The sequence below is a fragment of the Streptococcus sp. 27098_8_70 genome (assembly GCF_041432215.1).
In the GTDB taxonomy this organism is placed as follows: Bacteria; Bacillota; Bacilli; order Lactobacillales; family Streptococcaceae; genus Streptococcus; species Streptococcus oralis_CP.
Genome location: NZ_JAPVZD010000002.1, coordinates 34,797 through 60,184, shown reverse-complemented (window position 1 = coordinate 60,184; position 25,388 = coordinate 34,797). Strand labels below are relative to the sequence as shown.

The following is a 25,388-nucleotide window of genomic DNA, read 5'->3' as shown; positions in this document are numbered from 1 at the left end:
CTAGTAAACCGGTTTTGTCAATAATTAAATGTTTATATTTCTTAAAATCTTTGTTTTCCTAAAAAACGGAAGATTTTGAAATTTCTGTCTATTATAATGGTTAAATAAACAATGAAAGCGCTAATATTTTTTTAAAAAAACTATTGACAAGATAAAAATAAAGGTTTACAATGGGAAATGTAAAGTAAACCGGTAAACTCAAACAAGGAAGGAGAAAAGATGAAAATTGTACTTGTAGGGCATGGACATTTTGCCACAGGGATTTATAGTTCTTTACAATTGATTGCAGGCGATCAAGAAAATGTGGAGGCGATTGACTTTGTGGAAGGAATGTCAGCAGATGAACTCAAGCAAAAAATCTTACTTGCAATTTCAAATGAAGAAAAAGTTTTAATCCTAAGTGATCTCTTGGGAGGGACACCATTTAAGGTTTCTTCTACTATAATGGTAGAAAATCCAACCAAAACAATGAATGTTCTCTCAGGTTTGAACTTGGCCATGTTAATGGAAGCAGTCTTTGCTAGAATGGCTCATAGCTTTGATGAGGTTGTTAATAAATCAGTGGCAGCGGCCCAGGGCGGAGTCGTAAATGGTAAAGAATTGTTTTCAACTGATGTAGAGGCAGAGGAAGAAGATTTTGAATCAGGTATTTAAAGGATTAAAGAATGATAAAAAAGATTACGATTGAAGAAATAAAATCGCCTGAGCGCTTCTTAGAAGTACCACTTCTGACGAAAGAAGAAGTCGGTCAGGCAATTGAAAAGGTTATTAGGCAGTTAGAACTCAACCTTGACTATTTCAAGGAAGATTTCCCCACACCAGCTACCTTTGATAATGTCTATCCAATTATGGATAACACAGAATGGACCAATGGTTTCTGGACGGGAGAACTGTGGTTGGCTTATGAATACAGTCAACAGGATGCATTTAAAAACATGGCACATAAAAATGTTCTTTCTTTTCTGGAGCGTGTCAATAAGAGAGTAGAGTTGGATCACCATGATCTCGGTTTCTTGTACACACCGTCTTGTATGGCTGAATATAAGATAAATGGAGATGGAGAGGCTAGAGAAGCAGCCTTGAAAGCTGCAGATAAGTTGATTGAACGCTATCAAGAAAAAGGTGGCTTCATTCAGGCTTGGGGAGACTTGGGCAAAAAAGAACATTACCGTTTGATTATCGACTGCTTGCTCAATATTCAACTCTTGTTCTTTGCTTATCAAGAAACAGGCAATCAAAAATACTACGATATTGCAGAAAGTCATTTCTATGCTTCAGCTAATAATGTAATCCGTGATGACGCTTCGTCCTTCCACACCTTCTATTTTGATCCTGAGACAGGTCAACCCCTTAAAGGTGTAACGAGACAAGGGTATAGTGATGATTCATGCTGGGCACGTGGTCAATCATGGGGAGTCTATGGTATTCCTTTGACTTATCGTTATCTGAAAGACGAGTCCTGCTTTGACTTGTTTAAGGGTGTAACCAATTATTTCTTGAATCGTCTGCCAAAAGATCATATTTCTTATTGGGATTTGATTTTTAATGATGGTAGTGATCAATCACGAGATTCTTCAGCAACAGCTATCGCCGTCTGTGGGATTCATGAAATGTTAAAACATCTCCCAGAGGTGGATGCTGACAAAGATATTTATAAACATGCTATGCATGCCATGCTTCGTTCCTTGATCGAACATTATGCAAATGATCAATTTACCCCTGGTGGGACAAGTCTCCTCCACGGTGTGTACTCATGGCATTCAGGTAAAGGAGTGGATGAAGGCAATATCTGGGGTGACTACTATTACCTAGAAGCGCTTATCCGTTTCTACAAAGACTGGAACCTATATTGGTAGGAGGAGAAATATGACAACGCCAAATATTATTATGACCCGTATCGATGAACGGTTGATTCACGGGCAAGGACAACTTTGGGTAAAATACTTAGGTTGTAATACGGTCATTGTTGCCAATGACGAAGTGAGCACGGACAAGATGCAACAAACTCTGATGAAAACAGTTGTGCCAGACTCAGTTGCTATGCGTTTCTTCCCTTTACAAAAGGTGATTGATATCATTCACAAGGCTAATCCTGCTCAAACAATTTTTATTGTTGTAAAGGATGTGAAGGACGCTTTAACCTTGGTAGAAGGTGGTGTCCCTATCAAAGAAATCAATATTGGGAACATTCACAATGCCCCTGGTAAAGAGCAAGTGACACGCTCCATCTTCCTAGGTGAAGAGGACAAGGTAGCTCTTAAGGAATTGAGTCAAACGCATCAAGTAACATTTAATACGAAAACAACTCCAACAGGAAATGATGGAGCTGTTGAAGTCAACATTCTGGACTATATTTAAAAGAGGAGATTGTTATGTCGATTAATGTATTTCAAGCGATTTTAATTGGATTATGGACAGCTTTCTGTTTTAGTGGAATGCTGTTGGGAATTTACACCAATAGATGTATTGTTCTGTCATTTGGTGTCGGAATTATTCTAGGTGATCTGCCTACTGCTCTTGCAATGGGAGCTATTGGTGAATTGGCTTATATGGGATTCGGTGTTGGTGCTGGAGGTACTGTTCCACCAAACCCAATCGGACCTGGTATCTTTGGTACCTTGATGGCTATCACTAGTGCTGGTAAAGTCAGTCCAGAAGCGGCTCTTGCCCTCTCTACTCCGATTGCTGTGGCGATTCAATTCTTACAAACTTTCGCTTACACTGTACGTGCTGGAGCACCTGAAACGGCGATGAAGCACTTGAAAAACCATAATTTGAAGAAATTCAAGTTTACTCTAAATGCAACAATTTGGTTGTTTGCCTTTATTGGATTTACCTTGGGTTGCTTGGGTGCCCTTTCAATGGATACCTTGTTGAAACTCGTAGACTACATTCCACCGGTATTGCTTACAGGTTTGACAGTTGCTGGTAAAATGCTCCCAGCTATCGGTTTTGCAATGATCTTGTCAGTGATGGCTAAGAAAGAGTTGATTCCGTTTGTCTTATTGGGATATGTTTGTGCAGCTTATCTAAACATCCCAACAATTGGTATTGCAATTGTAGGTACTATCTTTGCTTTGATTGAATTTTATAACAAGCCAAAAACAGCGGATCATGTGGTAGAGGAGGAAGTACACGATGACTGGATCTAACAAATTAACAAAACGTGATTATCTTAAAACGTCTTTGCGGGCATTCTTTTTACAAAATGGATTTAACTATAGTAACTATCAAGGGTTGGGATATGCCAATGTAATGTATCCTGCTTTGAAAAAACACTATGGAGCGGATCAGGAAGGTTTCTACCAAGCCTTGGAAGAAAACTGTGAATTCTATAATACCAACCCACACTTCCTGCCTTTTATTACCAGCTTGCACCTTGTAATGTTGGAAAATGGTCGCCCAGCAAAAGAAACACGTAGCATCAAGATGGCCTTGATGGGACCATTGGCAGGTATTGGGGATTCTCTCTCTCAATTTTGTTTAGCTCCATTGTTCTCAACCATCGCAGCTTCGTTTGCTCAAGAAGGCTTGGTTGTCGGTCCAATCTTGTTCTTCCTTGCGATGAATACGATTTTGACAGCTATTAAATTGTCAACTGGTCTGTATGGATACAAACTAGGAACAACTGTGATTGATAAACTAAGCGAACAGATGGCAACGATTTCTCGTATTGCCAATATTATCGGTGTAACCGTAATTGCTGGTTTGGCAGCGACATCTGTTAAGATTATGGTGCCGATTACCTTTGCTGCAGGGGAAGTAAAAGCAGACGCTAAACAAAGTATCGTAAGCATTCAGGGAATGCTTGATAAGGTTGCTCCAGCTCTTCTACCAGCCCTATTTACACTTTTAGTTTACTACTTGATCAAAGAAAAGAAATGGACAACATATAAACTCGTTATTTTAACAGTTATCATCGGAATTATCGGAAGCTGGCTTAAGATTCTAGCTTAATGGATACGACATTGTTTTATGGAATAGTGATTGTCTTGGCAGTGAGCCCCCTTTTACTGTCAAGCTTTCATTCTATTCGTCAGCAAAAGTTGCTTCGCAAACAGATGGAGCAACGACAAGAGTATTTAGCTTCTTTAACATCTGATGATGAAGTGTTGTTGTTGTCTGGAATTCATGGAAAAATCATTTCTATCAAAGATGACTTGATCTCTTTGCAGATTGCAAAAGGAGTCGTCATCTATGTAGAAAAGGAAAGTGTAATGGGAAAGACAAAAGAACTGCTTTTTAAGTAGTTCTTTTTCTGGTAATAGATAATGAAAGAAGAAAGAAGACAATTTTTTGAAAGAGTCGATGGGGACCAATGTCGTGACTATATCTTGTCTCACTGTTCAAAAGACTATGAGAAGGTCAAGCGTTCTCTTGAGCGCTTGATGGACAATCGTTTTATGTTTGATAGTCCTTGGGATATGGAACCTTGTTCAAAAATCTACCAAATCCAGCCGATGGTGTGGAATCAAGTATTTGAAGATGATCCAGAATGGGCTTATATGCTCAATCGACAAGAATATCTCTTGCAGTTTATGATAGGGTATCTGGTAGAAGGAGATAAGGGCTATATTCAAAAGTGCAAGTTCTTTCTATTTGATTGGATTGAGCAGGTGAGAGAGTTTTCTCCTCAATCTTTGATGACCAGAACCTTGGATACGGGCATTCGTTCCTTTACTTGGTTAAAACTACTCTTGCTCTTCTCGAAATTTGACTTGCTAGAAGAGGAAGAACTAGAGAAAATTTTGGTCAGTCTAGAAAAGCAGATTGACTTTATGAAAAGCCACTATCGCGCCAAGTACACCCTTAGTAACTGGGGAATTTTACAAACAATTCCTATGCTTGCTATCTATCATTTCTTTTCAGATAAGATGGATTTAGAAGAAGTTTACCTTTTTGCTTCAGAGGAGTTGAAACAGCAAATTGAGACGCAGATTTTAGAGGATGGAAGCCAGTTTGAACAGTCGATTCTCTATCATGTAGAGGTTTATAAAGCCTTGCTAGACTTGTGTCTCTTGCTTCCAGACTTGCAAGATAGCTTTCAAGAGTTGCTGGAAAAGATGGCGACTTACATTCAGATGATGACAGGCCTGGATGGACGGACTCTGGCTTTTGGTGATAGCGATTCTACAGAAACGACAGAGATTTTGAGCCTGTCTGCTGTGGTTTTGAACAAGGAAGATCTTCTTAACGGTCTGGATGTTAAAGTTGATTTGCTTAGCCTCTTGTTCCTAGGGCGAGAAAAGGTCAAGCGACTGCAGGAATTTGAAAAGAGAGCTTGGCAGCCTAAGTCCATGATCTTTGAAGACTCTGGACATGTCTGCATTAAGGATGAACATCGTTATCTATTTTTCAAAAACGGTCCGCTGGGAAGTGCCCATAGCCATAGTGACGAGAATAGTTTTTGCTTACAGTATCAAGGCCAACCGATTTTCATAGATGCTGGGCGTTATTCTTATCGGGAGATAGATGAACGTTATCTCTTAAAGAGTGCTTGGAGTCATTTGACCTGTATGGTAGATGGGAAAGCTCCAGAAAGGATCACGGGATCCTGGGAATATGAATACTATCCTCACTCCCTGTTTTGTCACCACAAAGAAAGAGAGGGAGTGCATTATATTGAGGGGGCTTATTTGTCAGTAGATCCTGATTTGCCTTATCTTTACAGGAGAAAAATCCTCATGTTGGCAGAGGATGTCTGGCTCTTAGTAGATGATATCAGGTGTCAAGGTCAGCATGAGGCGTTGACCCAGTTTATTCTTGACAAGGATGTGACCTATCAAGATGGGAAAATCAATCAGTTGAGACTATGGAGTGAAGTTGATTTTGATTTAGAAGCTACCATTATTTCTCCTAAATACAATGAACTTGAAAAAAGTAGCAAACTCACCAAGCGCCAATTCTTTGAGAATCAGATGCTGGATTATACTATCATTGCGCATGAGAGTTTTGAAATCATCCTTCATTCTGTCTACCAGACAGATGGTCGTGAAGTGGAAAATGCTCTGGCTTTTGAAGTGAAAAATGACGAAACAGACAAGCTGATTTTGTTATTAAGCGAGGATATTTGTGTAGGTGAAAAATTATGCCTCGTTGACGGAACAAAAATGCGTGGGAAATGTCTAGTATATGATAAAATAAATGAGAGAATGATTCGCTTGCAGTGCTAGAAATAGGCATTTTGAATGGTGAATATGTTATACTAAGTATTAGTAGGAGGTGTTTTAGATTGGAGAAGAAACTGACCATAAAAGACATTGCAGAAATGGCTCAGACCTCGAAAACAACCGTGTCATTTTACCTAAACGGGAAATATGAAAAAATGTCCCGAGAGACACGTGAAAAGATTGAAAAAGTTATTCATGAAACAAATTACAAACCGAGCATTGTTGCGCGTAGCTTAAACTCCAAACGAACAAAATTAATTGGTGTTTTGATCGGTGATATTACCAACAGTTTCTCAAACCAAATTGTTAAGGGAATTGAGGATATCGCCAGCCAGAATGGCTACCAGGTAATGATAGGAAATAGTAATTACAGCCAAGAGAGTGAGGACCGGTATATTGAAAGCATGCTTCTCTTGGGAGTAGACGGCTTTATTATTCAGCCGACCTCTAATTTCCGAAAATATTCTCGTATCATCGATGAGAAAAAGAAGAAAATGGTCTTTTTTGATAGTCAGCTCTATGAACACCGGACTAGCTGGGTCAAAACCAATAACTATGATGCCGTTTATGACATGACCCAGTCCTGTATCGAAAAAGGTTATGAGCATTTTCTTTTGATTACAGCGGATACGAGTCGTTTGAGTACTCGGATTGAGCGGGCAAGTGGTTTTGTGGATGCTTTAACAGATGCTAATATGCGCCACGCCAGTCTAACCATTGAAGATAAGCATACGAATTTGGAACAAATTAAGGAATTTTTACAAAAAGAAATCAATCTCGATGAAAAAACTCTGGTATTTGTTCCTAACTGTTGGGCCCTACCTCTAGTCTTTACCGTTATCAAAGAGTTGAACTATAACTTGCCACAAGTTGGGTTGATTGGTTTTGACAATACGGAGTGGACTTGCTTTTCTTCTCCAAGTGTTTCGACGCTGGTTCAGCCCGCCTTTGAAGAAGGACAACAGGCTACAAAGATTTTGATTGATCAGATTGAAGGCCGCAATCAAGAAGAAAGGCAACAAGTCTTGGATTGTAGTGTGAGTTGGAAAGAGTCTACTTTCTAAGATGAAAGGGAAATGACTTGCGACCTCTGTTAAGAAATAAAAGAATCCCACCTAGAATGAACTAGGTGGGATTCTTTGCCTATAAATTAAAAAATTAGCGAATCTTGGTCTATTTTTTAACGTGTTCCGATAAAAAGGCATAGGTCATGGTTCCAAAGATGGCACCAATTCCCAAACCCAAGACTAGTAAAGGTAGCATTTTATCGAAATGGAAGAGGTCATCCCAAAAGGTATCGAGTGGAAGATGCTGAACAAAGAGTTTGTGAAAGGCTGATAAGACAAACAAGCTAATTGGAATACTGATGAATACACCCCAACTATGAACTTTGATTTGGCTTTTGCTGTAGCTTTTGTGATGGATTTCGGACGGGTCATCCTTGTCTAAATGTAAGTTGCGAACTGCTAGTCTCGCCCTAGATGCGAGGACGAAGATAAGTCCAAAATAGAGGTAGGGCATGGCATCTCGAACCAACCCTATGAAGCGTCCAAATAGGAGATAGAACAAGAAGAGTAGGAGGGAGGAGTAAACGATTTGGATCAAGGCACGGGCACAAGCCTTGTAAATCATCTCTTGACGGCATTCATCAAAAGGCCCTTGTATGTGAAAGAATAGTTTGAGTAAGCGAGTGGTGAAATCTTCTTTTTTCATGGGAGTGATCTCCTAAATGAGCGATTTTTGATTGACTTCTTTAAAGAGTTGATAGAGAGTATAGAAGTAAACCAAACTAAAAATGATACAGATTATTAGAAATACCAGGTATCTCCAATCCATAGGATTTGTTAAAAGTTGTGGAAAGGATACGAGGATAAAACAGAGAGATGCGTTTAGAAGACGTATTTTTTTTGATTGGATTTTCTGGAATCTCTGTCCCTTGTTCAATACAGGAAGGAATAAAAGAAAGATAATCAAGAAAGGATGCTCAATATGTCCAGAAAGTAGGAAAAAGGTAACAAAGATACTGATAAAAACATGACTGATCAGTAGTCTAGCTAGTGATTTCATAAGGAACCTCCTAGTCGTTTTCTTGGTCTTTCTTGGCTTTTCGAATGCGAAGAGAGACGATAATTTGTATGGTCACTCCGAAGAAGAGGGTAGCTAGGATAGTTGATACAAAATGCCCTGTATTTAAAAGAGAACCAAGATAATCCTTGCTATCATCGGTTAGGACATTCAGAAGCGGTATTCCAAAGAACATGCCCATGCCATAGATTAGACCGGCTTTTAGACCAGGAAAATGCAGTTGTTTACTTTCTTTCTTACTTAACATTTCGGGATCAATAGCTGTGATGCCCGTTTTCTTGGTTTGAGAGACCACATAGAGGGCAGCCATCATCGAAATGCCAAACACCACGAGAGGATAACCGATAGCGACAATTTGTGGGTATTTATAAGAAAGGACAAAGGGGATGAGGTTGCCAAATATCATGAGATAAAAGAGAACGATAAAGACCTGATTCCCGATACGATCGGCCTCGCGCCGTTTGTGTTCGTCAAGGGGGCCAGAAATGCCGTATGTGCGTTTGATGAGTTTGTCAGTAAGAGTTTCTTTTTTCATTTGTTTGCTCCTTTTTTAAAAATCGTCTTCCCAAAAGAGGCTATTGAGGTCAGTTTGGAGGCTGCGGGCGAGATTGAGACAGAGTTCCAGGGTTGGATTGTACTTGTCGTTTTCAATCATGTTGATGGTCTGTCTCGAGACACCGATATCTTTGGCGAGCTCGAGCTGGGAAATGCCCAGTTCCTTGCGGAATTCTTTGACACGATTCATAGGGTCTCCTTTCTGATATGTCGTATATATTTGACTATATTATATTCTTTCGGGGATGAGATGTCAAGTATATATGACATATTTTTGAGAATTTTTTTCGAAGAAACTTAGCCTTGTCTGACAAGTGCAAGCTGGTCAGATTTGTGGTAAAATAGATAAGATATGACAAAAGAATTTCATCATGTAACGGTCTTGCTTCATGAAACGATTGATATGCTTGACGTAAAACCTGACGGTATCTACGTTGATGCAACTTTGGGCGGAGCAGGCCATAGCGAATATTTATTAAGTAAATTGAGCGAAAAAGGGCATCTCTATGCTTTTGACCAGGACCAGAATGCCATTGACAATGCGCAAAAACGGTTGGCACCCTATATCGAAAAGGGGATGGTAACCTTTATCAAGGATAACTTCCGTCATTTGCAGGCACGTTTGCAGGAGGCTGGTGTCCAGGGAATTGATGGAATTTGTTATGACTTGGGAGTGTCCAGTCCTCAGCTGGATCAGCGTGAGCGTGGCTTTTCTTATAAAAAGGATGCGCCACTGGATATGCGGATGAATCAGGAAGCTAGTCTGACGGCCTATGAGGTGGTCAATCATTATGACTATCATGACTTGGTTCGGATCTTTTTCAAGTATGGTGAGGATAAGTTTTCTAAACAGATAGCTCGTAAGATTGAGCAAGCGCGTGAGGTGAAACCCATTGAGACAACGACGGAGTTGGCAGAGATTATCAAGTCGGCCAAGCCTGCCAAGGAGCTCAAGAAAAAGGGGCACCCTGCCAAGCAGATTTTCCAGGCTATCCGAATCGAAGTCAATGATGAGCTGGGCGCTGCAGATGAATCCATCCAGCAGGCCATGAACATGCTGGCTCTGGATGGGAGAATCTCAGTCATTACCTTCCATTCGTTGGAAGACCGCTTGACCAAGCAGTTGTTTAAGGAGGCTTCAACAGTGGAAGTTCCCAAAGGCTTGCCCTTCATTCCAGATGACCTTAAGCCCAAGATGGAATTGGTATCCCGCAAGCCAATCTTGCCAAGTGCTGAAGAGCTAGAAGCCAACAATCGTTCGCATTCAGCCAAGTTGCGCGTGGCTAGAAAAATTCACAAGTAAGAGGAAAAACATGGCAGAAAGAATCGAAAAAACAAGCCAGTTATTGCAAACGAAGTTTAAAGGTTTCTCACGTGTGGAAAAGGCCTTCTATGTTTCGATTGCTGCAACAATGATTATCCTGGCAATTAGCGTTGTGTTTATGCAGACCAAGCTATTACAAGTTCAGAATGAATTGACCAAGGTCAATGCTCAAATCGAAGAAAAGAAAACCGAGCTAGACGATGCCAAGCAAGAGGTCAATGAATTGATTCGTTCAGAACGTTTGAAAGAGATTGCAAACTCCAAGGATTTGCAGCTGAATAACGAAAATATCCGAGCAGCGGAGTAAGAAATGAAACAGTGGAAAGAAAAAATCATCCGTTATGCCGTTCGTAACCGTAAATCTCCAGAAGAAAATCGCCGAAGAGTAGGGAAAAGCCTGAGTTTATTGGCTGTCATACTCTTCGCGGTCTTTTTGGTCAACTTTGCGGTCATTATCGGAACGGGTAAAAAATTTGGTAAGGACTTGGTTCAAGAAGCCAACAAGGTCCATCAAACAACTAAGACGATTCCTGCAAAACGGGGAACCATCTACGATCGTAATGGAACGCCTATTGCAGAAGATGCGACTTCGTATAATATCTATGCCGTTATTGACAAGACCTACAAGTCAGCAACAGGCAAAATTCTCTATGTAGAGGATTCTCAATTTAATAAGGTAGCTGAGATTTTCCATAAATACCTAGATATGGAAGAGTCTTATGTCAAGGAACAGCTTTCTCAGCCAGATCTAAAACAGGTATCCTTTGGTACCAAGGGAAATGGGATCACCTATGCCAATATGATGGCCATTAAAAATGACCTCAAAACTGCTGGCGTTGAGGGAGTTGACTTTACAACTAGCCCTAACCGTAGTTATCCCAATGGACAGTTTGCTTCTTCCTTTATCGGTTTAGCGCAACTCCATGAAAATGAGGATGGCACCAAACGTTTGATTGGGACATCTGGATTGGAGAGTTCTTTAAATAACATTCTGGCGGGTACAGATGGGATCATCACCTATGAGAAAGATCGTCTGGGAAATATTGTTCCGGGTACAGATCAAGCTTCCCAACAAACGGTAGATGGAAAGGATGTTTACACTACCCTTTCTAGTCCCTTACAATCCTTTATGGAAACCCAGATGGATGCCTTTCAGGAAAAGGTAAAAGGCAAGTATATGACAGCTACCTTGGTCAGCGCTAAAACAGGAGAAATCCTGGCTACAACTCAACGGCCGACCTTCAATGCCGATACCAAGGATGGCATCACAAAAGACTTTGTCTGGCGTGATATCCTCTATCAAAGTAACTATGAGCCAGGGTCAACCATGAAGGTGATGATGTTAGCTTCGGCTATTGACAACAATACCTTCCCTGGTGGCGAATACTTTAACAGTAGCGAATTGAAAATAGCAGATGCGACCATTCGAGACTGGGACGTCAATGAAGGATTGACCAGTGGTGGCACCATGACCTTCTCTCAAGGATTTGCCCACTCAAGTAATATCGGAATGACCTTGCTTGAGCAAAAGATGGGGGATGCAACTTGGTTGGACTACCTTAACCGCTTTAAGTTTGGGGTACCGACCCGTTTTGGTTTGGCAGATGAGTACACAGGTCAATTGCCTGCTGATAACATTGTCAATATCGCCATGAGTTCATTTGGACAAGGGATTTCTGTTACCCAGACCCAAATGCTTCGTGCCTTTACAGCCATTGCCAATGATGGGGTTATGTTGGAGCCGAAATTTATCAGTGCCCTCTATGATCCAAATGACCAGTCTGTCCGTAAGTCTCAAAAGGAAATCGTCGGAAATCCTGTGTCAAAAGCAGCAGCGTCCTCTACTCGGGAGCACATGGTCATGGTTGGAACAGATCCTGTCTACGGTACCATGTACAACCACAGTACAGGAAAGCCAAATGTCAATGTTCCGGGACAGAATGTCGCTCTGAAATCAGGGACTGCTCAGATTGCTGATGAGAAGAATGGGGGCTATCTGACAGGTGAAACCAACTATATCTTCTCAGTTGTGTCGATGCATCCTGCAGAAAATCCTGACTTTATCCTCTATGTAACGGTGCAACAGCCAGAGCATTATTCGGGTGTTCAGCTGGGAGAGTTTGCCAACCCAATCCTTGAGCGAGCTTCTGCTATGAAAGAATCCCTCAATCTTCAGTCAACTGCTAAGAGCTTGGATCAGGTCAGCAAGACGACAAGTTATGCCATGCCAGCTACCAAGGACTTTACTCCGGGTGACCTAGCAGAAGAATTGCGTCGTAACCTTGTCCAACCAATCGTTATCGGAACAGGAACTAAGATCAAGGAACTCTCGGTTTCTGAAGGAGATAATTTGGAAGCCAATCAGCAGATCTTGATCCTGTCAGATAAGGTCGAAGAAATGCCTGATATATACGGCTGGACAGATGAAAATGTGCAAACATTTGCCAAATGGCTGAATATAGAAGTCGAGTGGGAAGGTAGTGGCAAAACGGTCAAGAAACAAAGTGTCCGTGCCAATACAGCCCTCAAAGACATTAAAAAAATGAAAATAACTTTAGGAGATTAAGATGATTAGTTCCATTAGTGCTGGAGTTCTAGCCTTTCTATTGACCTTGATTGGTATTCCAGCCTTTATCCGATTTTATCGAAAAGCGCAGATTACAGGTCAGCAGATGCACGAGGATGTCAAGCAACACCAAGCTAAAGCTGGGACTCCAACCATGGGAGGTCTTGTCTTCCTTATCGTTGCAGTAGTTGTGAGCTTTCTGGTTGCTCTCTTTACTCAACAATTGACCAACAATGTAGGCATGATTTTGTTTATCTTGGTTTTGTATGGATTGGTAGGTTTTTTGGATGATTTCCTCAAGGTCTTTCGTAAGATTAACGAAGGCTTAAATCCCAAGCAAAAGCTTGCTCTCCAGCTGCTTGGAGGAGTGATTTTCTACCTCTTTTATGAGCGTGGTGGCGACATGCTTTCAGTCTTTGGCTACCAAGTTCATCTGGGAATTTTCTATATTTTCTTTGCCCTTTTCTGGCTAGTTGGCTTTTCAAATGCGGTGAATCTGACTGACGGGATCGACGGCTTAGCAAGTATTTCCGTGGTGATTAGCTTGTCGGCCTACGGTGTGATTGCTTATATGCAAAATCAACTGGATATCCTTCTTGTGATTCTTGCCATGATTGGTGGTTTGCTAGGCTTCTTCGTCTTTAATCACAAGCCTGCCAAGGTCTTCATGGGAGATGTAGGAAGTTTGGCTTTAGGTGGGATGCTGGCAGCAATCTCTATGGCCCTCCACCAAGAATGGACCCTTTTGCTGATTGGGATTATCTATGTCTTTGAGACAAGCTCTGTTATGATGCAGGTTACCTACTTCAAACTTAGTGGTGGAAAACGTATTTTCCGTATGACACCTGTGCATCACCATTTCGAGCTTGGAGGATTCTCAGGCAAGGGCAATCCTTGGAGCGAGTGGAAGGTTGACTTCTTCTTTTGGGGAGTTGGGCTTCTAGCAAGTCTCTTGACCTTAGTCTTTTTATACCTACTGTAAAACTAAGTTTTGATGACAAAATAAAACAGGATGAAGGTGATCTTCATCCTGTTTTTGTGTGTTTAAAGGTTAGTTGGAGTCATCCTTTCTTCCTTTTAACATAAAAGTGGCTGTAAGGGCTAGGCTGAGTCCTGCTAAGAAGAGGAGTGGGTTGGACGCTTCTCCTGTTGCTGGAAGTTCTTCTTTAGGAGAATGATTTCCAGCTTTCGCAGGGATCGGACTAGCTGAAAGTTGTTCAGCCTCGTGTGCCAAGGTTTCTTCATCTGAAGCACTTGGTTTTTCCTCTGTGTTAGAGCTTGTTCCAGTAGCTTGATAGACGACAGCATAGGTACTGAAATGATTAGTGATGAATTCTACCTTTCCGTCTCGAACGGTGAAATCAAGGGCTTGCAACTCCTTGGTCGGAGTAATATAGTAGACCTTTTCTACGTTAGCTGAAATAGGCAAGCGAACCAAGACAGAGCCTTTTGGCTGTACGCTATGATCTGTTGGATTTTTAAGTTGTAGGTCGTAAGCATCATAGGTCTTGCCAAAGAGTTCTTGAGCTAGGACACGTCGGCTAGAAACGTGAGAAATTCCTTCTAAGTCGCTGGCTCCACCAATGATTTCTACTCCAGTTTCCTTATCTTTCAAGACTTGAACTGGATAGTCAGGAAGGCTAAGGGTTGGAGCAGCCTGATCTCCGCTAGTTCCGATAGGTTTAGTGTATTCAGGTTTTTCAACAGTAGGAGCTTCCTCTTGCCCTGCTGTTCCGATTAGTTCGGTGTATTCAGGAATTTCAACTGTTGGAGCTTCTTGTTCTCCCGCAGTTCCGATAGGCTCAGTGTATTCAGGAATTGTCACTGTAGGCGGTTCCTCTTGCCCTGCGGTTCCGAAAGGATCAGTATATTCAGGCTTTTCAACTGTAGGTGGCTCTTCTTGCCCTGCCGTTCCGATAGGCTCGGTGTATTCCGGAATTTCAACAGTAGGAGCTGGTTCGTCCCCCTTGCTTGTAGTTGGTCGCTTCTTATCGACTTTCTTTTCATCCTTTTTAGTAAAGACGGTTACGATAGGGCTGCTTGTGGTAGTACCTTGAATGGTATAAGCTTCAATGGCATTTCCAGCTTTGCGATTGGTTTCTTCAGGGATTGGGATTTGAACCTGATTGTCTTGGATTGATAGGATAGTCTGATCTCCACTTGTAACTAGATGCGTTTCATCCACCTTACGCAAAACTAGAGGATCTTTGACTCCTGGGAAGGTCACTGCGATGGCTTCCCAATCTCCAGCTGGTAGGCTTAAGGAAATGGTTTTGTCATTTTCCTTAAGAGGCGCAATGCTCGGGCTATCTATACCAACAGCAGGAGCTTTGATGATATCAAAGGAGTCTAGAGAGATTTTCTTGCGACCTTCTGGCGAATCTGGATCAACTTGTAATGTCAGGGTATGCGGACCGTCAGTAAGGTTTGTAAATTCGCCAATAAAAGCTCTCTTTTCAGTTGCACCTGAAGTGTAGAAGTCTAGACTTGGCATTTCTTTGCCATCTAGTGTAACACGTGCTCGTCCAAGAGCGAGGCTCTTTAAGCCAAAGATACGAATACCCGTCCCTGTAAAGGAAATAGTTGCCTGAGCTTCTGAAGCTGCACTAGAGTCGCTGTTGTTAATATCAGCGTATTTTTCCGTACCTCCGTAGAGTTCAGGGTCAGACCAGTCCTTAAACTGGGCACCATACTGGATGCGCGAATCACGATCATCCATTTTTTCAATCGTATTGTCTGTTCCTGCTAGGATTTTTAAGTAGTCTAATGAAATTTTCGAACGCTCACTACCACGTCCTTTGTGTTCACGTTTAACACTAAGAGTCAATGTGTGAGGTCCGTCAGACAATCCTGTGAAGCGACCGATGAGACTACCTTTTTCAGTTGCCCCAGCAGTATGGAAGTCAAGTTCGCCGACTTCTTTGCCATCAATTTTAGCAGTGGCAAGACCTAGTTCAGACGATTTCAGTCCATAGATTTCGATACCCACACCATTGAAAGGAATGGTAGCAGTCACGTCTTGGTCTGTGTAGTTTCCTTTTGAAAGGTCAGCAAACTTCTCCGTTCCTCCAAATAATTCTGAGTCTGCCCAGTTTCCAAAGGCAGCTCCGTACTGGATACGACTGTCTCGGTCATCCATCAATTCACTAGGAGTTTCTACAGTTGCCTGTTCAGATACTTGTGTGGACACTTCACCCAGCATCGCCTTGACGGTATAAGTATAGGCGAGTTGAGGATTTAGTGATCGGTCGATAAAGTGGGTTTGATTGGTTACAAATTCTCTAGTTGCAGAGGTTTGGCCAGATTCGTCTTTTACTTGTCTTTGGATGACATAGTGGGTAGCTCCTTCTACTTGGTTGAAGGTGAGTTCGGCAGTGACTCCATTTTGTCGAACTGCTGTCAGACTGGTTACACGACCAGGGAAGTGTTCAAAGGTAATGACGTCACCTTTTTGTGTTGCCAGTTGGATGCGATTGTTTTTGAGAATCGTTGCCTTGACTGGCTTGCCATTGACCTTGATCTGACTGGCTTCGATATTTGGATAGTCTACAATTAGGTCTCCACCGACATTTGAAAGGAAGGACAAGCTTTGCAGGTTTTTATCTTTCCACTTCATGCTGACTTCAAAGTTTCCTCGAGCAACCAAGCCAGAAACCTGACCGTCTTTCCAAGCATCAGGAAGAGCTGGTAAGGGTGCAATATAGCCTGTATGAGATTGGAGAAGCATTTCTGCCATCCCACTGGTTGCTCCAAAGTTTCCGTCTATTTGGAAAGGCGCGTGCGTATCCCAAAGGTTTTCTAGAGTTGAGTACTTGAGCTGTTCGGCGAGCAAGCGATGGGCACGGTTACCGTCCAGCAGACGAGCCCAGAGATTGATTTTATTGGCCTTAGACCAACCAGTACCACCATCTCCACGGTGGTTCAAGGTAGCACGCGCAGCCTCTAAGTATTCAGCCTGGTCCTTGCTAAAGAGCGTACCTGGGAAAAGACCAACTAGATGGGAAACGTGGCGGTGGTGATTTTCAATCCCTTCATTGGTGAATTGGGGACTGTCCTCTTCGTACCATTCCTTGATGCGTCCTTCATTGTTGATGTGAAGGGGTTTTAGTTTGTCAAATTTAGCCTTGACCTCTGTGACTAAGTCTTGGTCGACATTCAGATGGTTGGCGACTTCCATGTAGTCGTGGAATAGCTGCCAGACTAGCGATTGGTCAAAGGTATTTCCGATGGTAATGGTCCCGTGTTCTGGTGAGTAGGATGGAGAAGACACCCAACGGTCGCTGGCCTTGTCATAGTGCAAGAAGGAGTTCCAGAACTTAGCGGTTTCCTTGAGCATTGGATAAATCTTTTCTTTGAGATAAGTCTCATCCTTGGTAAATTTATAATAGTCATAGACATTCTGCATCATCCAAGCGTTAGCAGCCGGAGACCAACCCCAATAGTAATTCCAGCCTGGAGTAGTCCAGCCAAATGGTGTCGCCTGAGTGTGGACCAGCCAACCATTTTCTTGTCCGTCTTTGGATTCGATACCTGCGTATTCCTTGGCAGCGATACGGCCATAATAGCGCATGTCGTCAATGTAATTAATCATTGGCTTGGCTGTTTCAGCTAGATTGCTCATATAGGCAGGCCAGTAGTTCATTTGCAAATTGACATTGAGGTGGTAGTCAGCATTCCAAGGTGGATTGTCTACAGCATTCCAGACTCCTTGTAGGTTGGCAGGAAGAGCATCTGTCCGATCACGAGACGAACTGATGAGTAAATAACGTCCGTATTGGAAGAAGAGTTCTTCCAATTTTTGCCCTTTTTCTGGGTTATAGCCTTGAAGGGCCTCTTTCGTCGTTTGAGCAGTCTTGTTTCCGCCTAGGTTTATTTTAACGCGGTTAAAGAGACTTTGATAGTCCTTGATATGGGCCTTTTTAAGTGTCTCGTAGTCTTTGGCCTTAGCAGCTTCTACAATCCCTTTAACTGTTTTTTCGAGGTCAATGTCTTTTCGATAGTTGGCTTTTGGATTCTGAGCAAAGTTGGTCTTGGCACTGAGATAGAGGGTCGCATAACTTGCGCCTGTAACGGTTAGTGTCTCGTCCTGAACAGTCACCTTTCCGTCTGTTTTAATTCCTAGATAGGATGCAAATTTGAGGCCGTTATCTTTGACAGTTCCCTTTAGAAGGATTCCATTTGCATCTGTAGTGACATGACCATTCTTATAGTTGGAATATTCCCAAGAGTAGTTGCCATTAGCAAGCAAGTCTTCTGTCAAGCTGTTCCAAAGGGTAAAGTCAAGTGTCTTGTTTCCTTTTTTGGTCAAGTGGGTCACAGTGACATCATCAGGATAGCTGGAGAAGGTTTCGCGTTTGAAGGTGGTCCCATCTTGGGTGTAAGAAGTGGTCGTAGTGGCTTCAGTGATATCCAAACCGCGATGATAATCAGTTACAGTATCTAACCCTTTTTTCTGGTTATTGAAGACCATGAAGATATCACCAAAGGCTAGGTAACGTCCATACTGGGCGTTGTTTGGTCCAACTAGATTTTGTTCAGCGAGCTGTTTTGCTTTTTGGCGGTCGCCAGCTTCGAGGGCTTTACGTATCTCTGCTAAGACCTTGTAGCGATCCTTGTAGTTTCCTCCGTTATAGTCGGTGCTATCGGGTTGTGGTCCTCCTGACCAGAGGGTCTTTTCGTTGTACTGGATTCTCTCTTCCCCAATGAGTCCGAAAACCTTGGCTCCCATCTCTCCATTTCCGACAGGGAGGGCTTGCTTTTCCCATCCGTCATAGGAGGGAGCTGTTGGCTGATTGTAGTTGAGTTGATAGTTTTCTTGTTTTGTCACAGGCTGGTCTGCTTTTTCAGGTTCCTTATTTTCTTTAGCTTCTACAATGGCTTCTTCACTAGCTTGACTATTTGTCGTCTGAGTCTCGTTAGCTGGCTTGCTTTCGGAAACTACTGGGCTCTCGGCTAGAGACGGTTTTGTAGTTTCAGTAGCTTCAGCAGCTTGGGGTTCACTATCAGGCTTAGTGATAGCTTCGACAGAGGTTGGTTCAGTTTGCTTGACTTCAACACTGTCTGCAGCTACAGTATGGTTGACTAGAAAAACAGCCCCCAGTAAAACAGAAGCAGTCCCAACCGTCAGCTTGCGGATGCTATAGCGACAGGATTTCTCCCAAAAGTGTTTTTTCATAAAACCCTCCTTTGTGTATTCGAAACCGCTTACATTTTATAAAGCAGTTTCGTTTAATTTGTTTCTATATATCTCCTCACCTCCCATTCTAATGGTCGCTTAGCATTTGTCAAGAGGTTTTTGGTGAAAAACATATTTGAGATTGCTTTTTCTTAAAAAAGTAGAAGAAAGAGAGGAAAGGGTGGAATTATTCGTAATTTCATAGTTCAATCTGATTGTTAGACTAGCTTAGAATTGGCTTAACCCCCTCTTGAAAGCGTAAAACAAACTAGTCAGGAAAGTCACTTTATGGTATAATATAGAAGACTCAAAAAGAAACAGGAGAAAAAGAATGGATTTACTTTTAGCAATTGTCTTGATTGTGCTAGCTTTTCTAGGGGGAGCTCTTGGAGGGATGTACTTGGCTCGTAAGCAAATCGAAAAAAAATATGCTGACAACCCACGTTTGAACGCTGACGCAGTTCGTGCTCTCTTGAGTGCAAATGGTCAAAAACCAAGCGAAGCCAAGGTACAACAAGTTTACCACCAAATCATCCGCCAACAAAAAGCAGCCCTTGCTAAGAACAAAAAGAAATAAATAGGAAAAGTCTGGGATGAAAGTTCCAGACTTCTCACTATGTTCAATAGTTCTCAAGGATAAGACTTTTTCCTTGCATTCTATTGATATTTGATTATGATTAAGAGAGAGGCAGTTGCCATTCTATCAAGCTGTCTATCCGTTCATTTAGGACGAGTAATTATGATGAACTATCAATCAGAAAAGAAGACTAGAAAGAAGACTGTATGGATAATCGACCAATTGGTTTTTTGGATTCGGGTGTCGGGGGCTTGACTGTTGTACGTGAGCTCATGCGCCAGCTTCCCCATGAAGAAATCGTCTATATTGGAGATTCGGCACGGGCGCCCTATGGTCCCCGTCCTGCTGAGCAAATCCGTGAATATACTTGGCAGTTGGTTAACTTTCTCTTGACCAAGGATGTCAAGATGATTGTCATTGCTTGTAATACTGCGACTGCGGTCGTCTGGGAAGAAATCAAGGCCCAACTAGATATTCCTGTCCTAGGCGTGATTTTGCCAGGAGCTTCGGCAGCTATCAAGTCCAGTCAAGGTGGGAAAATCGGAGTAATTGGAACCCCCATGACGGTCCAATCAGATATCTACCGTCAAAAAATTCATGATCTGGATCCGGATTTACAGGTGGAGAGTTTGGCCTGTCCCAAGTTTGCTCCCTTGGTGGAGTCTGGTGCACTGTCAACCAGTGTAACTAAGAAAGTGGTCTATGAAACCCTGCGTCCCTTGGTTGGAAAGGTGGATAGCTTGATTTTGGGTTGTACCCATTACCCACTCCTTCGCCCTATCATCCAAAATGTCATGGGACCAAAGGTTCAGCTCATCGATAGTGGGGCAGAGTGTGTACGGGATATCTCGGTTTTGCTTAACTATTTTGAAATCAATCGTAGCCGAGATGCGGGCCCTCTTCAACATCGTTTTTACACAACAGCCAATAGCCAAAGTTTTGCCCAGATTGGAGCAGAATGGCTAGAAAAAGAGATTCATGTGGAGCATGTAACTTTATGACAAACAAAATTTATGAATACAAGGATGACCAGGACTGGTATGTCGGTGTCTGGGATGTCTATGGAGGCATCTATAGCCTTATCAAAGATCCTCTTGAGCTTGATTTTATGGATTTAGCGCGAATTTTTCGTGACGAAGAAAATGGCTTTCCGATTACGATAACAGTGATGCGCTGGTCTTCTAACTTTCGTTTGCTCTCCTTTATCGTTGAAATTTTAAATGCTGAAGCAGGCCGAAACTTGGAAGTCATCCAACGTCAGGGAGCCTTGCTCTTAGTTGAAAATGGGCAACTCCTGCATGTAGAATTGCCTAAAGAAGGGGTCAATGTCCAAGACTTCTTTGAGATAAACAAGGTCAGAGAAACCTTATTGATTGCGACTCGCAATGAAGGCAAGACCAAGGAGTTTCGAGCTATCTTTGACAAACTAGGCTATGATGTGGAAAATCTCAATGACTATCCAGATCTACCTGAAGTAGCAGAAACTGGCATGACCTTTGAAGAAAATGCCCGCCTTAAGGCAGAAACCATTTCCCAATTAACAGGAAAGATGGTTTTGGCAGATGATTCTGGTCTCAAAGTCGATGTCCTTGGCGGTTTGCCAGGTGTCTGGTCAGCCCGTTTTGCTGGTGTGGGAGCAACTGACCGTGAAAACAATGCCAAGCTCTTGCACGAATTGGCCATGGTCTTTGACCTCAAGGACCGTTCGGCTCAATTCCACACAACCCTAGTCGTAGCCAGTCCAAATAAGGAAAGCTTAGTTGTTGAAGCTGACTGGCCAGGATACATTAACTTTGAACCCAAGGGTGAAAATGGCTTTGGTTATGATCCCCTCTTCCTTGTAGGAGAGACAGGCAAATCCTCAGCTGAATTAACCCTGGAAGAAAAAAATAGCCAATCCCACCGTGCCTTAGCCGTTAAGAAACTTTTGGAGGTATTTCCATCATGGCAAAGCAAACCATCATTGTAATGAGTGACTCCCATGGCGATAGCTTGATTGTCGAAGAAATCCGTGACCGCTATCTGGGGAAAGTTGATGCCATTTTTCACGATGGTGACTCTGAACTCCGTCCAGACTCTCCGCTCTGGGAGGGCATCCATGTCGTCAAAGGCAACATGGACTTTTATGCTGGTTATCCAGAACGTTTGGTGACTCAACTTGGTCCGACCAAAATCATCCAGACCCATGGACACTTGTTTGATATCAATTTCAACTTTCAAAAGTTGGACTACTGGGCTCAGGAAGAAGAAGCGGACATCTGTCTTTATGGTCACTTACATGTGCCAAATGCTTGGATGGAAGGCAAAACACTCTTTTTAAATCCAGGCTCCATCAGCCAACCAAGAGGAACCATCAGGGAATGCCTTTATGCTCGTGTGGAGATTGATGACAGCTATTTTAAAGTAGACTTTTTGACACGTGACCATGAGGTTTATCCAGGCTTGTCCAAGGAGTTTTCTCGATGATTGCCAAGGAATTTGAAGCATTTTTACTGGAGCAGGAAGAGACTTTTCTTACCCCTGCTGAGAATCTAGCAGCCTTGATTGATACCCATAACGCTGACCATGCGATTTTAGTGTTGAGTCAAATTACCTATACCCGTATCCCTGTTGTGACCTTTGACAAACGCTTTGTCGGAACCATTGGTCTGAGAGATATTTTGGCTTATCAAATGGAGCAAGGTTTGACGGATGAGCAGATGGCAACGACAGATATCGTCAATATAACCAAGACGGATGTAGTAGTCGTCGCTCCAGACTATAATATCACTGAAGTCCTCCATAAATTGGTAGATGAACCCTTCTTACCAGTCGTAGATGGTGAAGGAATTTTCCAAGGAATCATCACGCGCAAGTCCATCCTCAAGGCAGTTAATGCCCTCTTGCATGACTTTAGTAAGGAATATGAGATTCGATGCAAATGAGAGATAGGATTTCAGACTTTTTAGAGAGAAAGCAGGGCTTGTCTACTAATTCAAAGCAATCTTATAAGTATGATCTGGAGCAATTTTTAGACATTGTAGGTGAGCGGATCTCTGAGACTAGTCTCAAGATTTACCAAGCCCAACTAGCCAATCTAAAAATCAGCGCCCAGAAACGGAAACTTTCAGCCTGTAACCAATTTCTCTACTTTCTCTATCGAAAAGGAGAAGTGGACAGCTTTTATCGTTTGGAATTAACCAAACAAGCTGAAAAGAAGACTGAAAAGTCAGAACGGTTAGACCTAGAGTCTTTTTGGCAGGAAAGTGACTATCCAGAGGGGCGCTTGCTAGCGCTCTTAATCCTAGAAATGGGACTCTTGCCAAGTGAGATTTTATCCCTTAAGGTTGTAGATATCAATCTGGATTTTCAGGTGCTGCGAATTAACAAGGCTTCCCAACAGAGGATTGTCACTATTCCCACGACCTTGATTCCAGAGCTAGAACCCTTGATGGGGCAGACCTATCTCTTTGAAAGGGGGGGGAAAGCCTATTCTCGTCAGTGGGCCTTTCGACAGCTAGAGTCATTTGTCAAGGAGAAAGGTTTCCCAACCTTATCAGCCCAAGCCTTGCGGGAACAGTTCATTCTAAGACAGATAGAAGAGAAGGTCGATTTTTACGAAATTGCAAAAAAATTAGGATTAAAAACAGTCCTGACCTTAGAAAAATATAGATAATGGATATTAAATTAAAAGATTTTGAAGGGCCCCTGGACTTGCTCTTGCACTTGGTTTCTAAGTACCAGATGGATATCTACGATGTGCCTATCACAGAAGTCATCGAACAGTACCTAGCCTATGTCTCAACTCTGCAGGCCATGCGTCTGGAAGTGACGGGTGAGTACATGGTCATGGCTAGTCAGTTGATGCTGATCAAGAGCCGCAAGCTTCTTCCAAAGGTGGCAGAAGTGGCTGATTCGGAGGATGACCTGGAGCAGGATCTCCTCTCCCAAATCGAAGAATACCGCAAGTTCAAGCTCTTGGGTGAGCACTTGGAGGCTAAGCACCAAGATCGGGCCCAGTACTTTTCTAAAGCGCCGACAGAGTTGATTTACGAGGATGCGGAGCTTGTACATGACAAGACGACCATTGATCTCTTTTTGGCTTTTTCAAATATCCTAGCCAAGAAAAAAGAGGAGTTCTCACAGAATCACACGACCATCTTGCGGGATGAGTATAAGATTGAGGACATGATGGTCATCGTAAAAGAGTCCTTGACTGGACGAGACCAGTTGCGTTTGCAGGATTTGTTCAAGGAAGCCCAGAATGTCCAAGAGGTCATTACCCTCTTTTTGGCGACCTTAGAGTTAATCAAAACCCAGGAACTAATCCTCGTACAAGAGGAGAGTTTCGGAGATATCTATCTCATGGAAAAGAAGGAAGAAAGTCAAGAGGCACAAAGCTAGACTTGATAGAGAGGAAAGATGAGTACTTTAGCAGAAATAGAAGCGCTCTTGTTTGTAGCAGGTGAAGATGGGATTCGAGTTCGCCAGTTGGCTGAACTCCTATCACTTCCCCCGACAGGCATCCAACAGAGTTTAGAAAAATTAGCCCAGAAGTATGAAAATGACCCAGAGTCAAGCTTGTCCCTGATCGAGACAGGTGGTGCATACAGATTGGTCACCAAGCCTCAATTTGCAGCGATTTTGAAGGAATACTCCAAGGCACCCATCAACCAAAGTTTGTCTCGGGCTGCCCTTGAGACCTTGTCCATCATTGCCTACAAGCAGCCTATCACGCGGATAGAAATTGATGCTATTCGTGGGGTCAACTCGAGTGGAGCCTTGGCAAAGTTGCAGGCTTTTGACTTGATACGAGAAGATGGGAAAAAAGAAGTGTTGGGGCGCCCCAACCTCTATGTGACTACGGATTATTTCCTAGATTACATGGGGATTAACCATTTAGAAGAATTACCAGTGATTGATGAGCTTGAGATTCAAGCCCAAGAAAGCCAATTATTTGGTGAAAGGATAGAAGAAGATGAGAATCAATAAGTATATTGCCCACGCAGGTGTGGCCAGTAGGAGAAAAGCAGAAGAGTTGATCAAGCAAGGTTTGGTGACCGTCAACGGCCAAGTGGTGCGTGAACTCGCAACTACTATCAAGTCAGGCGACAAGGTCGAAGTTGAAGGTCAACCTATCTACAACGAAGAAAAGGTCTACTATCTGCTTAACAAACCACGTGGAGTGATTTCCAGTGTGACAGATGACAAGGGACGCAAGACAGTTGTGGATCTCTTACCAAATGTTAAAGAACGCATTTACCCTGTGGGACGTTTGGACTGGGATACATCAGGTGTCTTGATTTTGACCAATGATGGGGACTTCACGGATGAGATGATTCACCCCCGTAATGAGATTGACAAGGTCTATGTCGCGCGTGTTAAAGGTGTGGCCAATAAGGATAATCTTCGCCCCTTGACTCGTGGTCTTGAGATTGATGGCAAGAAAACCAAGCCAGCTGTTTACGAAATTCTCAAAGTGGATCCAGTCAAAAATCGCTCAGTAGTGCAGTTGACTATCCATGAGGGACGTAATCATCAGGTTAAAAAGATGTTTGAAGCTGTCGGTCTTCAAGTGGATAAGTTGTCTCGGACACGTTTTGGACACTTAGACTTGACAGGTCTTCGTCCAGGAGAATCCCGTCGCCTTAATAAAAAAGAAATCAGCCAACTACACACTATGGCTGTAACCAAGAAATAATGAAACGCATCTTAATAGCGCCAGTACGCTTTTACCAACGTTTTATCTCCCCAGCCTTTCCCCCCTCTTGTCGCTTTGAGCCGACTTGTTCCAACTACATGATTCAGGCTATTGAAAAACATGGCTTCAAGGGTGTTCTGATGGGCTTGGCTCGGATTTTACGTTGCCACCCCTGGTCGAAAACAGGTAAGGACCCCGTCCCAGATCACTTTTCCCTCAGACGAAATCAAGAAAAAAAATAACCCAACATCACCTG

At 42.7% G+C, this 25,388-nt stretch carries 27 protein-coding genes; 22 read left to right on the top strand and 5 right to left on the bottom strand.

The window, feature by feature from the left end; translation table 11 throughout:
* The first annotated feature begins 219 nt into the window (after window positions 1–219).
* The 8 genes from O3655_RS05950 to O3655_RS05915 are packed head-to-tail and all read left to right on the top strand — an operon-like array spanning window position 220 to window position 7,234.
* Window positions 220–654 (top strand): PTS sugar transporter subunit IIA, encoded by a 435-nt coding sequence (locus O3655_RS05950; RefSeq protein WP_308697373.1) that lies wholly within the window; start codon window positions 220–222, stop codon window positions 652–654.
* Window positions 655–665: 11 nt separating this feature from the next.
* A complete protein-coding gene (locus O3655_RS05945) occupies window positions 666–1,856 on the top strand; it encodes a glycoside hydrolase family 88 protein (RefSeq protein WP_308697374.1) in 1,191 nt (396 codons plus the stop codon).
* A gap of 10 nt (window positions 1,857–1,866) precedes the next feature.
* Window positions 1,867–2,358, top strand: coding sequence for a PTS system mannose/fructose/N-acetylgalactosamine-transporter subunit IIB (locus O3655_RS05940; protein WP_000211086.1), 492 nt, complete (start codon window positions 1,867–1,869; stop codon window positions 2,356–2,358).
* A 14-nt stretch (window positions 2,359–2,372) separates the two neighbouring features.
* Window positions 2,373–3,152 carry a PTS mannose/fructose/sorbose/N-acetylgalactosamine transporter subunit IIC gene (locus O3655_RS05935; protein WP_308697375.1) on the top strand — a complete coding sequence of 260 codons (780 nt, stop codon included), beginning with the start codon at window positions 2,373–2,375 and terminating at the stop codon, window positions 3,150–3,152.
* On the top strand, window positions 3,139–3,957 hold the full coding sequence (locus O3655_RS05930; RefSeq protein WP_000148024.1) for a PTS system mannose/fructose/sorbose family transporter subunit IID: 819 nt from the start codon (window positions 3,139–3,141) through the stop codon (window positions 3,955–3,957). The genes O3655_RS05935 and O3655_RS05930 overlap by 14 nt, the downstream gene beginning before the upstream one ends.
* Window positions 3,957–4,250: a preprotein translocase subunit YajC gene (yajC, locus tag O3655_RS05925; RefSeq protein WP_000381735.1), complete on the top strand. Its 294-nt coding sequence runs from the start codon at window positions 3,957–3,959 to the stop codon at window positions 4,248–4,250. The genes O3655_RS05930 and yajC overlap by 1 nt, the downstream gene beginning before the upstream one ends.
* A gap of 21 nt (window positions 4,251–4,271) precedes the next feature.
* Window positions 4,272–6,173 carry an alginate lyase family protein gene (locus O3655_RS05920; protein ID WP_371641235.1) on the top strand — a complete coding sequence of 634 codons (1,902 nt, stop codon included), beginning with the start codon at window positions 4,272–4,274 and terminating at the stop codon, window positions 6,171–6,173.
* Window positions 6,174–6,232: 59 nt separating this feature from the next.
* Window positions 6,233–7,234 carry a LacI family DNA-binding transcriptional regulator gene (locus tag O3655_RS05915; protein ID WP_162284737.1) on the top strand — a complete coding sequence of 334 codons (1,002 nt, stop codon included), beginning with the start codon at window positions 6,233–6,235 and terminating at the stop codon, window positions 7,232–7,234.
* A 109-nt stretch (window positions 7,235–7,343) separates the two neighbouring features.
* Here the strand turns inward: O3655_RS05915 and O3655_RS05910 are convergent, their stop codons facing one another.
* From O3655_RS05910 to O3655_RS05895, 4 genes are read right to left on the bottom strand one after another with little or no spacing between them, the layout of a single operon-like run.
* Window positions 7,344–7,883: a DUF3278 domain-containing protein gene (locus O3655_RS05910; protein ID WP_371641234.1), complete on the bottom strand. Its 540-nt coding sequence runs from the start codon at window positions 7,881–7,883 to the stop codon at window positions 7,344–7,346.
* A gap of 12 nt (window positions 7,884–7,895) precedes the next feature.
* The gene (locus O3655_RS05905) at window positions 7,896–8,237 is read right to left on the bottom strand and encodes a hypothetical protein (protein ID WP_000838131.1); all 342 of its coding nucleotides are present in this window, start codon (window positions 8,235–8,237) and stop codon (window positions 7,896–7,898) included.
* A gap of 10 nt (window positions 8,238–8,247) precedes the next feature.
* Complete coding sequence (locus O3655_RS05900; RefSeq protein ID WP_371641233.1) at window positions 8,248–8,790, bottom strand: DUF3278 domain-containing protein; 543 nt, start codon at window positions 8,788–8,790, stop codon at window positions 8,248–8,250.
* Between the two features lie 15 nt (window positions 8,791–8,805).
* On the bottom strand, window positions 8,806–9,000 hold the full coding sequence (locus O3655_RS05895) for a helix-turn-helix transcriptional regulator (RefSeq protein WP_001082470.1): 195 nt from the start codon (window positions 8,998–9,000) through the stop codon (window positions 8,806–8,808).
* A 162-nt stretch (window positions 9,001–9,162) separates the two neighbouring features.
* Here O3655_RS05895 and rsmH point away from each other — a divergent pair, with 162 nt between their 5' ends.
* The 4 genes from rsmH to mraY are packed head-to-tail and all read left to right on the top strand — an operon-like array spanning window position 9,163 to window position 13,682.
* Window positions 9,163–10,113: a 16S rRNA (cytosine(1402)-N(4))-methyltransferase RsmH gene (gene rsmH / locus O3655_RS05890; protein WP_371641232.1), complete on the top strand. Its 951-nt coding sequence runs from the start codon at window positions 9,163–9,165 to the stop codon at window positions 10,111–10,113.
* Window positions 10,114–10,123: 10 nt separating this feature from the next.
* Window positions 10,124–10,441 (top strand): cell division protein FtsL, encoded by a 318-nt coding sequence (gene ftsL / locus O3655_RS05885; RefSeq protein ID WP_000840795.1) that lies wholly within the window; start codon window positions 10,124–10,126, stop codon window positions 10,439–10,441.
* Window positions 10,442–10,444: 3 nt separating this feature from the next.
* Window positions 10,445–12,700, top strand: a complete 2,256-nt coding sequence (gene pbp2X, locus O3655_RS05880) for a penicillin-binding protein PBP2X (RefSeq protein ID WP_371641231.1) — start codon at window positions 10,445–10,447, stop codon at window positions 12,698–12,700.
* A gap of 1 nt (window position 12,701) precedes the next feature.
* Window positions 12,702–13,682, top strand: coding sequence for a phospho-N-acetylmuramoyl-pentapeptide-transferase (gene mraY / locus O3655_RS05875; protein ID WP_044020241.1), 981 nt, complete (start codon window positions 12,702–12,704; stop codon window positions 13,680–13,682).
* 69 nt (window positions 13,683–13,751) lie between these two features.
* On the opposite strand, the gene O3655_RS05870 is transcribed toward mraY, so the two are convergent.
* Complete coding sequence (locus O3655_RS05870) at window positions 13,752–18,875, bottom strand: SIALI-17 repeat-containing surface protein (RefSeq protein ID WP_371641230.1); 5,124 nt, start codon at window positions 18,873–18,875, stop codon at window positions 13,752–13,754.
* A 331-nt stretch (window positions 18,876–19,206) separates the two neighbouring features.
* Between O3655_RS05870 and O3655_RS05865 the strand changes: the two genes are divergently transcribed.
* The 10 genes from O3655_RS05865 (at window position 19,207) to yidD (ending at window position 25,374) form a co-directional block, all read left to right on the top strand.
* Window positions 19,207–19,452: a YneF family protein gene (locus O3655_RS05865; RefSeq protein WP_308697381.1), complete on the top strand. Its 246-nt coding sequence runs from the start codon at window positions 19,207–19,209 to the stop codon at window positions 19,450–19,452.
* A 206-nt stretch (window positions 19,453–19,658) separates the two neighbouring features.
* On the top strand, window positions 19,659–20,453 hold the full coding sequence (racE, locus tag O3655_RS05860; protein WP_000370379.1) for a glutamate racemase: 795 nt from the start codon (window positions 19,659–19,661) through the stop codon (window positions 20,451–20,453).
* Entirely contained in the window at window positions 20,411–21,421 is a 1,011-nt protein-coding gene (locus tag O3655_RS05855) for a nucleoside-triphosphate diphosphatase (protein WP_371641229.1), read from the top strand. Before racE ends, O3655_RS05855 begins: the two co-directional genes overlap by 43 nt.
* The gene (locus O3655_RS05850; RefSeq protein ID WP_125391698.1) at window positions 21,397–21,918 is read left to right on the top strand and encodes a metallophosphoesterase; all 522 of its coding nucleotides are present in this window, start codon (window positions 21,397–21,399) and stop codon (window positions 21,916–21,918) included. The genes O3655_RS05855 and O3655_RS05850 overlap by 25 nt, the downstream gene beginning before the upstream one ends.
* Window positions 21,915–22,376: a cyclic-di-AMP-binding protein CbpB gene (gene cbpB, locus O3655_RS05845; RefSeq protein WP_049520618.1), complete on the top strand. Its 462-nt coding sequence runs from the start codon at window positions 21,915–21,917 to the stop codon at window positions 22,374–22,376. Before O3655_RS05850 ends, cbpB begins: the two co-directional genes overlap by 4 nt.
* A complete protein-coding gene (gene xerD / locus O3655_RS05840) occupies window positions 22,373–23,107 on the top strand; it encodes a site-specific tyrosine recombinase XerD (RefSeq protein WP_308697383.1) in 735 nt (244 codons plus the stop codon). Before cbpB ends, xerD begins: the two co-directional genes overlap by 4 nt.
* Window positions 23,107–23,835, top strand: a complete 729-nt coding sequence (locus tag O3655_RS05835) for a segregation/condensation protein A (protein ID WP_049520620.1) — start codon at window positions 23,107–23,109, stop codon at window positions 23,833–23,835. The genes xerD and O3655_RS05835 overlap by 1 nt, the downstream gene beginning before the upstream one ends.
* A gap of 18 nt (window positions 23,836–23,853) precedes the next feature.
* On the top strand, window positions 23,854–24,423 hold the full coding sequence (gene scpB, locus O3655_RS05830; RefSeq protein ID WP_049520621.1) for an SMC-Scp complex subunit ScpB: 570 nt from the start codon (window positions 23,854–23,856) through the stop codon (window positions 24,421–24,423).
* Window positions 24,410–25,132 (top strand): pseudouridine synthase, encoded by a 723-nt coding sequence (locus tag O3655_RS05825; RefSeq protein ID WP_001222228.1) that lies wholly within the window; start codon window positions 24,410–24,412, stop codon window positions 25,130–25,132. Before scpB ends, O3655_RS05825 begins: the two co-directional genes overlap by 14 nt.
* Entirely contained in the window at window positions 25,132–25,374 is a 243-nt protein-coding gene (gene yidD, locus O3655_RS05820) for a membrane protein insertion efficiency factor YidD (protein ID WP_000821627.1), read from the top strand. The genes O3655_RS05825 and yidD overlap by 1 nt, the downstream gene beginning before the upstream one ends.
* Window positions 25,375–25,388 lie beyond the last annotated feature (14 nt).